The organism is Acidobacteriota bacterium (assembly GCA_003696075.1).
GTDB lineage: Bacteria > Acidobacteriota > Polarisedimenticolia > J045 > J045 > J045.
The window spans coordinates 1-12,684 of the sequence record RFHH01000141.1; the positions used below are offsets into that span (position 1 = coordinate 1).

A 12,684-nucleotide genomic window follows, 5' to 3' on the forward strand; every position below is an offset into this window, starting at 1 on the left:
CCCCCCCGCCTGACAGTCCGTCAGGCGCGCCTGCCAGCCTGTCAGCCGCCCTCCCCCGGCCCGGCGGAAAGCGGAGAGCCAAGTTGCTGGCTCGGCTGAGGTTGCAGCCCGACCGCCCGACGCGGTCCGGGTGGCCTCGCGTTTGCTCGTAGCCCCGCCCTCGGCGATGTCGGAGGACCGAGGGAGGAGGGGCCCGTGGGGCCGGCGCAACGACTGTTCATCGGGCTGCTCGCCGCCGTCTGTCTGGTGTTCGGCATCGCGGCAGGACGCATCGCGTTCCGGCCGCGCCATCCGGTGACGCAGCCGATCGCCTTCAACCACAAGATCCACACCGAACTGCTCGAGTGCTCCGATTGCCACAAGTACTACCAGGAGCGGGCTCACTCGGGGCTCCCGGGGCTGTCGACCTGCATGGACTGCCACGAGGAGCCGGTCACTGAGAGTCCCGAAGAGCAGAAGGTGCGCGACCTCGCGGCGGAGGGCAAGGAGCAGGTGTTCAAGAAGACGTTCCGCCTGCCCGACAGCGTGTTCTACACGCACCGCCGCCACGTCACCGTCGCAGGGCTCGAGTGCTCGACCTGCCACGGAGCCATCGCCGAGAGCGAGGCCCCCCCGGAGGTCCCGCTGGTGCGGATCACGATGAACTTCTGCCTCGAGTGCCACGAGGAGCGCGGCGTGACGACCGACTGCGTCGCCTGCCACCGGTGAGCGGAGGAGCGCGATGAGCATCGGCCGCAGAGAGTTCCTGACCGGGCTGGGCGCGTTCGGCGTCGGGATGGGCATCGGCGCCGTCTCGCACGTGTTCCCGCTGGCTTCGCCGCACGTGGGGCCGGATTGGAGCCCGGGGGACGAGTCGTATCGCCCTTCGACCTGCCTGCTCTGCCCCGCCCGCTGCGGGATTCTGGGGCGTGTCGTCGACGGAAAGCTCGTCCGCATCGACGGCAACCCGCTCCATCCGGTGAGCCGGGGCGGGCTTTGCCCGAAGGGACGGGCCGGAATCCAGCTCCTGTACCACCCCCGGCGGCTGCGCGGCCCGCAGCAGCGCTCCGGGGGCGAGGGCGGCGGGTTCGAGCCCGTGGCCTGGGAAGCGGCGCTGGAGCGTGTCGGAGGCGAACTCCGCCGGATCCGCGAAAAGGGTGGCGCGGGCCGCGTCGCGATCGTCGCGGGGCACGTCACCGGGATCATGCGGGAGCTCCTCGAGAAGTTCGCCGCCGCCTACGGGGCACGGCTGTTCCTCGAGGACTACGGCGACGGATCGGAGCAGGTGCTGGAGCTCACGCAGGGGACGGCGGTTCTGCCGGCGTTCGATCTCGAGCGCGCCGACGTCGTCCTCTCGTTCGGCGCCGCGCTCGGGGAGAGCTGGTGGTGCCCGCCCCAGGCGGCCCGCGCACGGGCCCACGACCGGAAGCGGCCGAGGTGGATCCAGGTGGACACGCGACTTTCGCGGACGGCCGTCGCCTCCGACGAGTGGCTTCCGATTCGCCCCGGCACCTACGGCGATCTGGCGCTGGGAATCGCCTACGTGCTGCTGAAGGAAGGCCTCTATGACGAATCGGCGGTCCACCGCGCCGTGTCGGGATTCGAGAGCTGGACGGACGAGCGCGGGCGCCGCTATCCGGGCTTCCGGTCGATCGTGCTCGAACACGGGCGCACCGAGCGCGTCGCCGAGAAGACGGGGCTGCCCGCCGAGCGGATCATCGCCGTGGCCAAGCAGTTCGGCTCCGCCGAGCGGGCTGTCGCCGTGTGGGACCACAATGTCACCTGGCAGGCGGGCGGCCTGGCACAGGCGCTCGCGATCCACGCCCTCAACGTGATCCGGGGCAGCGTCGGCCGCCGCGGGGGCGTCATCGTGCGCCCACCGCTCCCGGCGCCGGCGATCGACGGCGGCCCGTCGAATCCGGAGGTCGCCCCCCCGCCGCAGGACTGGGTCGCCGAGCTGGAGAGCGCGAAGGAACCCCCCGAGGCGATCTTCTTCTACTACGCCAATCCGGCGGCTTCGCACCCGGAGCCGGAGCGTGTGGCCAAGCTCCTGGCCCGCGTCCCGCTGGTCGTCTCCTTCTCCCCGTTCCTCGACGAGACCGCGCGGCTTGCGCACGTCGTCCTGCCCGACCACATCTACCTCGAGCGGTGGCAGGACGCGCCGGCGCCGGCCACGGTGCCGTACACCGCCTGGGGCGTGGTCCAGCCGCTGGTCGAACCCCGGCACGACACGCGGGCGACCGGCGACGTGCTGCTCGACCTCGCGGCGCGCGCCGGAGAGGATGTTTCCCGCGCCCTACCGAAAGGGCCGATGGAAGCGCTCGTGCGCACCCGCGGGAAGGCGCTCGCCAGCGTCCAGCGGGGAAGTCCCTTCGTCCCCGCTTTCCGTCAGGCCGAGCTGGCGGAACTGGAAGCGCGTGGGTGGTGGATCCCCCACGGGTTGGATCCCGACCGGTTCTGGGAGGCGGTCCTCAGCTCCGGAGGCTGGTTCGACCCGTTCGTGGAGGAGGCGTCGCCGCGCGAGATGTCGGAGCTGCCGGACGGGAAGCTGGCGATCCTCTCCCCCGAGGCGCGGCGCCGCCTCTCCGGCACGGCCGGCGCCCCCGAATGGCTCGCCCTCCCCGGCAAGCGGCCCGCGCAGCCGGCCAAGGAGAGCACCGAATATCCGCTCCGGTTGATGCCGTACCGGCTGCTCACCCTCTCCTCAGGAACGACGACGCTCACGCCGTGGCTGCTCGAGCGGCAGGAGCCCCTCGTCGGCGCGGCGTGGGAGGTGTGGATCGAGATCAACCCGGAAACGGCCCGGGAGTTCCGGGTGCGTGACCGCGAGGAGGTGAAGGTCGTCTCGCCGCGCGGCAGCTTCCGGGCGCGCGTGCACGTCTTCGACGGCGCCCAGCCGGGGGTGGTGAACGTCCCGTACGGCCTGCACATGGGCGTCGACGGCTGGGGTCGACTCGATCCGGTCAATCCGCTCGTCGCGGCGGGCTCCGCCCGCGACGAGGCGAGCGGCCTTCCGGACTGGTTCTCGGCGCGCGTGCGCCTCGAGCGCGCCTGAAGAGGAGGTTGGTGTGCCTCGCTGGGGAATGGTCATCGATCTCGACCGGTGCAACGGCTGCCAGGCGTGCGAGGTGGCCTGCCGGACGGAAAACAACATCGCCGTCGGCGGTCCGGAGCGCGCGCGCGAGGATCGGACGATCTCCTGGATCCAGGTTCGCTCGGAGGTCGAAGGGGAGTGGCCGGATGTGCGCTCTCGTTTCATCCCGGTCCTCTGCATGCACTGCGATCGCCCGCCCTGTGTGACGGTGTGCCCCACTCACGCCACGCAAAAGAGCGCCGACGGCCTGATCGGGCAGATCTACCCGCGCTGCATCGGCTGCCGCTATTGCGCCAACGCCTGCCCGTACACGATCAAGTCGTTCAACTGGTTCGCCCCCGAGTATCCACCCGAAACGCTCGACGGCCTGAACCCCGACGTGTCGATCCGGCCGGCGGGCGTGATCGAGAAGTGCACGTTCTGCTATCACCGGCTCCAGAAGGCCAAGGACCAGGCCCGCGCCGAGGGCCGGCCGCTCCGGGAAGGCGACTACGTGCCGGCCTGTGTCGAGAGCTGCCCGACCGAGGCGATGGTCTTCGGCGACCTCGACGATCCTCAGCACCGCGTCCATCACCTCGCGCGGGATCCGAAGGCGTTCCGCCTCCTGGAGGGGCTCAGCACCGAGCCGAAGGTGTTCTACCTGGCGGAGGAGAAGTGAGATGTCCGACCTGGAGAAGATCGAGGGACTGCCGGCCGATCAGCGCATCCTTCTCCGCCCGCTGGTCAGGACCACGCGCGTGTTCTGGTTCTGGGCCGGGCTGATGGCGGCCATCGCTCTGTGGGGTCTTTTCGCCTACTCCCTCCAGCTTCGGTGGGGACTGGGCATGACCGGGCTCAACGTGCCGGAGTACTGGGGGATCTACATCATCTGTTTCGTCTTCTTCATCGGTATCTCCCACGCCGGCACGCTGATCTCCGCCATCCTCCGCATCAGCAAGGCGGAGTGGCGGCGGTCGATCACCCGTTCGGCCGAGTTCATCACGGTGCTCGTGATCGGATTCGGTGCCATCCAGCCGATCATCGACCTCGGGCGCCCCGACCGGGTGCTGAACGTGATCCTCTACGGGTCGGTCACCTCCCCCCTGCTGTGGGACGTCTGCAGCATCTGCCTGTACCTGACGGCGAGCAGCATCTACCTGTACATCCCCATGATCCCCGACCTGGCGCTCATCCGGGACCTCGGAATCCGGCCGCGATGGCTGTACTGGTTCCTCGCCCTCGGGTACGAGGGAAAACCGCACCAGAAGGAAGTCCTGGAGAAGATCATCTCGGTGCTCGCGGTTGCGGTGATCCCGATCGCGGTCTCGGTCCACACCATCATCGGCTGGATTTTCGCCCTCACGCTGCGTCCGATGTGGCACAGCACCATCTTCGGGCCCTACTTCGTCGTCGGCGCGATCTACTCCGGAATCGCGGCGCTGATCCTGGCGATGGCCGTGCTGCGGCGCGTGTACGGGCTCGGGAACTACTTCAAGGACATCCATTTCAACAACATGGGCCTGATGCTGCTGCTGATGTCCTGTCTGTGGTTCTACTTCACCTTCGCCGAGCACCTGACGGCATGGTACGGCGGAGAAGAGGCGGAGATGGCGACCCTGTGGTCGAAGCTGACCGGGGAATACGCCTTTCCCTTCTGGCTCATGGTCGCGTCCTGCTTCTTCATCCCGTTCGTGCTGATGTGCCGCCAGGCGACCCGCGGGGTCTGGGGCACGTCGATCGCATCGTTCTTCGTGGTCCTCGGCATGTGGCTCGAGAGGTTCAACATCGTCGTGCCGACGTCCCAGAACCCCCGGCTTCCGCGCGAGGTGGTGCACTACGTGCCTTCCTGGGTCGAGCTGTCGATCATGGCGGGCACCTTCGCCGGGTTCATCCTGGTCTACATGCTCGCTACCAAGTTCTTCCCCATCATCTCGATCTGGGAGATCGAGGAGGGGCGGGAGCTGTCGGTCAAGGAGGTCTCCGAGCGCGTGGCGAGTTACCTGCCCGACGCCATCGAGGAGGCGACGGCATGACACGACCGAATCGGACACGCTGGATCGCGCGCGGGGCGGCGCTCGCCGCTGCCCTGTCCCTCCCCGCGGCCGCTGCGACGGACACGACGGTCTTCGGCGACCCCGCCAGGGGGCGGGCGCTCTTCGAGACGAAGCAGTGCGTGCGCTGTCATGCGGTCTGGGGTCACGGCGGAAAGGTCGGCCCGGACATCGTGCGGGCGGTGGCCGGGAAGTCGGTGCCGGAACTCGCGGGCGCCTTCTGGAACCACACGCCGCGCATGATCAGCGAGATGCAGACCCAGGGACACCCGTGGCCCTCGCTCGAGCGCGACGAGATGGGAGACCTCCTCAGCTACCTGTACTATCTGCGGCTTTTCGACGCCCCCGGGGACGCGGTGCAGGGGGCGATCTCGTTCGGGCGTCTGGGTTGCAGCGCGTGTCATGACGTCGGTGGCGACCAGGGGGCGATCGGAGGCAGCCTCGATCGCTTCTCCCGCTACGCCTCCTCGGTGCCGCTCGCCCAGGCGATGTGGAACGCCGCACCGCGGATGCAGGCCACGCAGTTGGGAAGAGGGCGGCCGATCCCGACCTTCACGGGGACGGAGGTGGCCGACATCCAGGCCTACCTCCGCGAGGAAGGTTCGCGGGGCGGCGAGCGGACCGTTCTCCTTCCGTTGCCCGACCCGCATCGGGGCCAGAAGCTGTTCCGCTCGAAGGGGTGCGCGAAGTGTCACGAAGGTGCCGGAGCGGTGATCGACCTCGCCGACGCCGCCCTGCATCGCTCCGTCTCCGAGATCGCCGGCGTGCTGTGGAACCACAGCTATGCCATGCGCGACCGCATGCGCGAGAGCGGGATTCCCTTCCCGCGCTTCTCCGGAAACGAGATGGCGGACGTCATCAGCTACGTCTATTTCAAGGGGTTCCTCGGCCAGCACGGCGATCCGAAGCGAGGGGGCCGGGTGTTCCGGGACCGCGGGTGCGCGGGTTGCCATACCGGCGAGGACGCCATCGGACCGGATCTCGGCCGCGCACCGGTCGACGATCCGGTGGCACTCGCCTCCGCCATGTGGAACCACGCCCCGGAGATGCACGAGCTGATGGGGCAGCAGGGCGTTCCGTGGCCCAAGTTCGAAGAGGGGGAGATGGAGGATCTCGTCAGCTACCTCCAGGCCCTCCAGCGCCGGCGGCGCGCCTCCGTGGGGCGCTGAAGGAGAGACGCACTCGTCAGCTCCAGTCCCCCTCCAGCGCCGGCGGAGCGTCTCCGCGGGGCGCTGAAGGAGAGACTCACTCGTCAGCGCCGGTCCTCCTCCAGCGCGGACGGCGCGCCTCCGCGGGGTGCCGAGGGCGAGCCGCACTCGTCAGCGACCTCCAGCCCACCACCGCCGGCAGTGCGCCTCCCCGGGGCGACGAGGACGAGTCGCACTCGTCGGCGACCTCCACGGCCCTCCAGCGCGGGCGGCGCGTCTCCGCGGGGCGCTGACCCCGCGCGCCTCCGGTTCCGCCCGACGCGGCGGATGCAGCCCCGGGGCCCCGTGCCCGCGGCGGCGCCGCCCCGAACCGAAAAGAGCGGGGTGCATCCGCAATGGTGCGTCGGCCCGCCGAACTCGTTGGAAGATCGGAGGATTCGATCTCGAATGGATCGATGACCGGGGATCGGGCCAAAGTGTAGGTCGTGCGTCGAGTTGCGTGGCGCTTCGCGCCATCGAGGAAGCACCTGCAGAAGACAGCGGCGGGCCGGCGGAACCGCGCGCCGCGGACGCCCGCTCGCTCCCGCGGGTGGCACCGGCGCGCAGGCGGACGCCGGGAAGTCGGGGGGAACGGGGGCCACTCCTCCCGGAGGCGGTCGCCGCTCCGGGATCACCCTGTCGCGGGACGGCGATCGGGTCTTCCCCGCTCGACGTTTCTGCGGTGAAAAATGGCCAGCGTGTGTCGCCTTTCGCGGGACGGCGATCGGGTCTTCCCCGCTCGACACCGAGAGCGCTCCCCGCGGCGCTCCCCGGCGCGAACGCCGCTGGCGGGACCGGCACCGCCGGGCCGCAGCGCCCCGGGGAGAGGCGCTTCGCGACTGGCCTCGCCGTTCGCAGACTCGGGGCCGTCCGCCACGCGCGCCCGTGCGGGAACGCCCACCGCTGGCCGCCCGGAACACGCCCGCGCCCGGCCCCTTCCCTCCCGGGCGGGTGCCAACGGCCGGGCCGGCGCGACCTTACGCCCCCTTCCGGCGGCGCGACCGCGGCCCGCGTGGCAGCCGCCAGGCGCCCCGTGAGAGCGCGCCGTCGCTCAGGGGCCGGGGGCCGAGCGCATCGCGGCGCGCTCCTGCTCGATCCGCTCGAGCGAGAGCTGGCGGACCTTCAGCGCGAGCCCGATCAGCACCAGCACGATGACCACCAGCGAGACCGCCAGCCACCGGCGGCGCAGCTGGAGCTCCTCGAGCGCCTTCTTGCCGTAGTCCAGTGCCGCCGCGGCGTGCGCCTGGCCCTCCTCGAGCCCCTTGGCGAACTCGCTTCCCTCGGAGACGTCGAAGGTGTGGACCATCACTTCCAGGCCGATCTGGGCGTCCACGGCCTGCTCCAGTTCGCTCTGTCCCCGTCCGATCTCCACGCCGCCCCGGCGGGCCGCCAGCAGGGCCCGCTCCGCCCGGGCGCTCACGACGGTGAGCTGGGACATGCCCTCGACGAACTTCCGGGCCGTGCTCATGCCGACACCGTCGGGAGTGTCGGGGTGGCAGTCCGAGCAGCGGCGCACCCGCTCCTCGATCACCGCCCCGGTGTCGGGATCTTCGAACACGTGCTTCGTCTTGCCGATGCGGAACTTCGTCAGCAGGTTCGCGAACTCCGGCCGGAGGCGGCGCGGCTGTCCCTTCTCGCCCTCGAAGGTGTGGAATTCCAGCTCCTGAGAGCGATCGACCAACCAGTCGAAGCGGGCTTCACCGGTGAGGTTCTTCGAGGCCGCCTGGGCGAGCAGGCCATCGCGGACCTTCTCGTAGCGCTCCTTCGCTCCCGGCCGGTCGAAGGACGAACTCGCGGCGGCATTGATTCCCTCGTGGCAGAAGACGCACGGCGTCTCGGGAAGCGGCGCGAGCATCGCCACGCTCGGGCGGAGGACGGCGTGGTTGCTGTGGCAAACGACGCACTCGCTGAACTCGCGCACGTCGGTGCGCTGCGCCTGCGGGCTGCCCGGCTCGTGGCAGGAGGCGCACCCCTCCCCGCCCGCTTCGGCGAGAAACTCGTTGTGCCGCTGGAAACCGTCGTGTTTTCCGCTCGCCCGGAACAGCCGCGCCTCCCGGCCGTGACACTGCCCGCACACGAAGGCGACCGAGGCGATGCCCGGCGGGTTCGCTCCATGGTTGCCGTGGCAGTCGTTGCAGGTCGGGGCGAAGAGGTCCCCCTTCTCCAGCAGAGCCTTCGCGTGCACGCTCTGGCGCCAGCGTGCGTACTGGTCCGTCGGCAGAGGCCGCCCGTCGGCGGTCTTGTACCCTCTCATGTGTTCCGGATCCGCATGGCAGCTCCGGCACGTCTCCGCCACCCGCGTCGGGTAGACGCTGGACTCCGCGTCGTCCTTGCCGCGGATCCCGTGGGCCCCGTGGCAGTCGATGCAGGTCGCCACCCGCTCGTCACCCTTCGCCAGGAGCTTCCCGTGGTGGCTCGTCCAGTACTCGCGCTCCTGGTCCACGCGGGCGTCGGGGCGAAAGCGGCGCATGTAGTCGGGATCCGAGTGGCACCGGCCGCAGAAGCGGGGAATGTCGCGCCGCGCCGGCCGCCCGCGGTAGGGATTCCCGTCGAACCCCTCGTCCATCGCCGCGCCCGGATCGTCCGCGACCGCCGGGTCGGGGTTGCCCCCGTGGCAATCGTGGCAGGACAGGCCCGCCGCGGCGTGGACGCTCTGCGCCTCCTTCCGGACGAACTGCAGCATCTCCTCGTCGAAGAGCTCTTTGTCCTGGTGGCAGGTCAGACAGGAGCTCTGCTCCTGGGCTCCCGCCCAGGCGGTGGCCACCAGCGCCACTGCAGCGGCCGCAATCGCTCGCCTGTTCACTTTCGTCCCCTCATCGACGGGCGGTAGGTGCCCACGCCCAGCGCCGCGATCAGGGCCGCGGTCGCCAGCACGACCCAGATGGGCGCGAGGGAGTGGTAACCCCACGCCGTCATCACCACGACATAGACGACTCCGATGACCCCGACAGCAGTGAACCCGGGGCTCTTTCCCCGCGTGACGATTCCCCTGTCGAGAAACGGCACGAGCAGCAGGAGGAGCCCCACCAGACCGAAGCCCATGATCGGGATCGCCTCGTACTCGATGCCGAAGATCTCCCCGCCCGGAACCAGTTTCAGGGTCTGGAACATGAACATGAAGTACCACTCCGGGCGGATGTTCTGATACGCCGGCGCGAACGGGTCCGCCTTCTCGCCCAGCTCCCAGGGGAAGAGGGCCGCGAGAGCGGCCAGGACGCCGAGCGCCATCGTCCACCCGAAGAGGTCGCGGAGGAGGAATCCGGGGAAGAACCGCATCGGACGCCGCAGCTTCCCCTCTCGCTCGATCTTGGGCGGAATGCTCATTCCCTGGAGCTGTACGAGAAGGAGATGCAGCCCCAGGACCGCGAACATCAGGGCGGGCAGGATGGCCACGTGCCAGCCGTAGAAACGGGAGAGAGTGCCTCCCGTCACCCGGTCGCCGCCTCGGAGGAAGCGCAGCATGAACTCACCGACGATCGGCACCGATCCGGCGATGTCCGTGCCGACCTTGGTGGCGAAGAAGGCGAGCTTGTTCCACGGCAGGAGGTATCCGGAAAACCCGAACCCCATGGCGAGGAAGAGCGCGAGGCAGCCGGTCACCCACGTCAGCTCCCGCGGCTTGCGGTAGGCCTTCAGGAAGAAGACGCTCACCAGGTGGAGCATCGCGAAGTAGATCATCAAGTTCGCGGACCACGAGTGGATCGACCGGATCAGCCAGCCGAAGGGGACCGTGGTCATGATGAACTCGACCGACTCGAAGGCCTCGTCCGCGGAGGGCCGGTAGTAGAGCATCAGCAGGATGCCGGTCATCACCTGGCAGATGAAGAAGAACAGCGTCATCCCGCCGAGGTAGTAGAAGACGGTGTACTTGTGCACGGGGACCGTCTTCTTCGCCATCAGCTCCCGCACCGCGGACAGCGGCACGCGCTCGTCGAGCCAAGCCTGGACCTTCGCCGCAACGCTCATCGTGTCAGCTCCTCGAGATGACGATGCTCGGGGGCTGGCCCGCCCCCCGGCGCACGAGGTTGACCTTCAGCGGTGTCAGCGGCTTCGGGGGAGGTCCCGCAATGTTGCGCCCGCTGAGGTCGTACTGCCCGTCGTGGCAGTTGCACCAGATCAGGCGCTTGTCCTTCCGGTACTCGACGATGCACTCGAGATGGGTGCAGGTCGCGGTGAAGGCCCGGAAATCGTTCTCGCCCGCCTTGATCAGGATCACCGGCTCGGCGCCGAACCGTACGATCTTGAACCCCTTCTCCGCCAGTTCCGGATCGGTGACCGGTCCGGCGTCGACCTCGTTGGTGGTCGCCTCCGGCATCTTCGGCGGACTGATGAACCTCAAGACGGGATACAGGATCGACAGAACCAGTGCGCCGACCGACGTGCCGAGAAACCAGTTGACGAAGCGCCGGCGCGTGGTGGACAAGGATGCGCTCATTCCGCGGGCCTCCCTTCGTCGCTCACCACGTCTTCGAGGATTCCGGCGCCCATCCGGGCGCCGCACGAACATCCCGGCCATCGCGGGCGGGCGGACGCTACCGAAGGAAACGCTTGCCTGTCAAGCGTCCGCTGGGGCCGGGCCCGACTCAGCCGGCGGCGGAGTGTAAAGCCTGTGGCGTCAGCTTGGTTTGATATGAGTCAAGCTTGCGCCTGCGCCCGCTCAGCGGCGAGCGCAGCGCCCTCGACGCCGGCCCGGAGCGGTGCTCGGCGGATCGCGCTCCGGAACGGCCGCGGCCGCGGCGCGCCACCAGCCCCGCCGTCAGGACGCCGTCCCCCTCGTTCCCGTCGAACCGCTCGCTGCCGCACGAGCCGTTGGGAATGCCTGCCGGCACCGGGACGAGCGTCCGGGCGCGTCTTTTGGCCCCGCGGGACGACCCGCCCGGCGGGCGCGCGGGGCACCCGGGAAAAGGCCTTCGGGGCCCTGCCCTTTGAAGATCCGCGCGCACCGGCGCGCGGCGCGGGGGTCCGGGCACACCGGAAGCTTCGCCGCGGGGCGCTCCGGCGCCACCGGCCGGACGGATGTCGCGGCGCTTCCGCGGTCAGGCGGGATGCCGCCCCCGAGCTCCGCTCCGGCCGGGCCGCAGGGAAGCGATCAGGGCGTCGAACGCCTTCCGCTGCGCTTTCACCGTCTCCGCCGGGCCGGTGAGCTTGAAGAACCAGTTCGCGTCGGGGCCCTTGGCGATGGCGCCGAGGAGCATGTACCCGGGCTTCGGCGGGCCGCCGCCCATCATGCCGACGTAGGTCCCCTCGATCTCCACCACGAGGACCTCGACGCCGCCGACGCGGCGGGTTTCGGTCTTGAGCGCCTCTTCCGGCGTCTTCCCTCCCGCCGGACGGAATTGGCCGGCCCACCGCAGCGCGTTCGCGCGGGGCTCGCCGCCCAGACCCGGACCGAAGTAGAAGACGACGCACTGGGCCTCGCCTCCCGGGCCCGGGATCCGGTACTGCGCCCGGCGCATCGGGTTGGCCGGCTTCTCCGCGACCCACCCGGCCGGAACGTCCCAGGTCAGCGCCTTGTCCCCCTGTCCCGCTCCCGGCGGCGGAGGCTCGATGGCAAACGGCCGGGCGCCGCCCACCGGCGGATGGCCGGGGGGAAGCGGCTTGTCGCCCGCGAGCGCCGCGGCCTCGAGGCCGCCGGCGAGCAGCAAGGCCGCCAGCGCCCCGGCGAGGCCGATCTTCGTCCTCATCGTCATCGTCCGTCCCCATTTCAGGCCGCTCGCGGCCCAATATGGCGGCGGCGGCGCTGTCCCGCGCCGCCGCCCGGAATCGCCGGCTCCGGCCGGTCAGTGCTGGTACTTGAGCGGATAGTGTTCGTGGGTGCCCTTGTCCTTCCGCTCCTCGAAATTGAACGCGTACTTGCCGCCGTGGAAGGGGCTCTCTTCGTTGTGACAGGCGAGGCACTGCTTCTCCGACACCTTGTCCACCATACCGGCGGCCACCGCGTCGGCGTGCTTGAAGTTCTTGTTCTTGAGGCTCATCACGTCGGGCTTCGTGTAGTCCTTGCCCGCGCCGTGACACATTTCACAGCCGACGCCGGCACGGTCGGGCGTGGAGGCGATGTCCTTGAAGCCGCCGGGCTTTCCGTATCCCGTCGTGTGGCACTTCAGGCAGTTCGGATCGGTCGTGTAGTCCTTCTGAGGATCGAGCCCCGCCGCCTTCTTCGCCTCCGCCCGCTCGCCGGGCTTGAGGATGTCGAACGCCTTGGCCATGCGCGTCTGGGACCAGCTCTTCCACTGCTTGATGTGGCACTTCTTGCACGTCTTGGTCCCGACGAACTCGTGCTCCGCGGCGAGCGCCATACCGCCCGCGAGGAACGCGAGTGCCGCGACCGCCGCGAAACCCTTGCGAATTCCGGTCATTGCGTGCCTCCTGTCCCCCGCCGATCCGCGCGAAGGCG

General features: G+C 69.8%; 10 protein-coding genes. 5 read left to right on the plus strand and 5 right to left on the minus strand.

Features of this window, described 5'->3' with window-relative positions; translation table 11 throughout:
* Positions 1-195: 195 nt before the first annotated feature.
* The 5 genes from D6718_09645 to D6718_09665 are packed head-to-tail and all read left to right on the plus strand — an operon-like array spanning position 196 to position 6,272.
* On the plus strand, positions 196-708 hold the full coding sequence (locus D6718_09645; protein RMG44579.1) for a hypothetical protein: 513 nt from the start codon (positions 196-198) through the stop codon (positions 706-708).
* Positions 709-721: 13 nt separating this feature from the next.
* The gene (locus D6718_09650; protein ID RMG44580.1) at positions 722-3,034 is read left to right on the plus strand and encodes a hypothetical protein; all 2,313 of its coding nucleotides are present in this window, start codon (positions 722-724) and stop codon (positions 3,032-3,034) included.
* Between the two features lie 28 nt (positions 3,035-3,062).
* Positions 3,063-3,731, plus strand: a complete 669-nt coding sequence (locus tag D6718_09655; protein RMG44581.1) for a 4Fe-4S dicluster domain-containing protein — start codon at positions 3,063-3,065, stop codon at positions 3,729-3,731.
* A 1-nt stretch (position 3,732) separates the two neighbouring features.
* A complete protein-coding gene (locus D6718_09660) occupies positions 3,733-5,085 on the plus strand; it encodes a polysulfide reductase (protein RMG44582.1) in 1,353 nt (450 codons plus the stop codon).
* The gene (locus tag D6718_09665) at positions 5,082-6,272 is read left to right on the plus strand and encodes a hypothetical protein (protein ID RMG44583.1); all 1,191 of its coding nucleotides are present in this window, start codon (positions 5,082-5,084) and stop codon (positions 6,270-6,272) included. Before D6718_09660 ends, D6718_09665 begins: the two co-directional genes overlap by 4 nt.
* A 1,069-nt stretch (positions 6,273-7,341) precedes the next feature.
* Here the strand turns inward: D6718_09665 and D6718_09670 are convergent.
* The 5 genes from D6718_09670 to D6718_09690 form a co-directional block, all read right to left on the minus strand.
* A complete protein-coding gene (locus tag D6718_09670; GenBank protein ID RMG44584.1) occupies positions 7,342-9,063 on the minus strand; it encodes a hypothetical protein in 1,722 nt (573 codons plus the stop codon).
* 26 nt (positions 9,064-9,089) lie between these two features.
* Complete coding sequence (locus D6718_09675; GenBank protein RMG44585.1) at positions 9,090-10,256, minus strand: cytochrome bc complex cytochrome b subunit; 1,167 nt, start codon at positions 10,254-10,256, stop codon at positions 9,090-9,092.
* A gap of 4 nt (positions 10,257-10,260) precedes the next feature.
* Positions 10,261-10,725 (minus strand): plastoquinol--plastocyanin reductase, encoded by a 465-nt coding sequence (locus D6718_09680; GenBank protein ID RMG44586.1) that lies wholly within the window; start codon positions 10,723-10,725, stop codon positions 10,261-10,263.
* Between the two features lie 601 nt (positions 10,726-11,326).
* Entirely contained in the window at positions 11,327-11,974 is a 648-nt protein-coding gene (locus D6718_09685; protein RMG44587.1) for a hypothetical protein, read from the minus strand.
* Between the two features lie 96 nt (positions 11,975-12,070).
* On the minus strand, positions 12,071-12,646 hold the full coding sequence (locus D6718_09690; GenBank protein ID RMG44588.1) for a cytochrome C554: 576 nt from the start codon (positions 12,644-12,646) through the stop codon (positions 12,071-12,073).
* Positions 12,647-12,684: the final 38 nt, after the last annotated feature.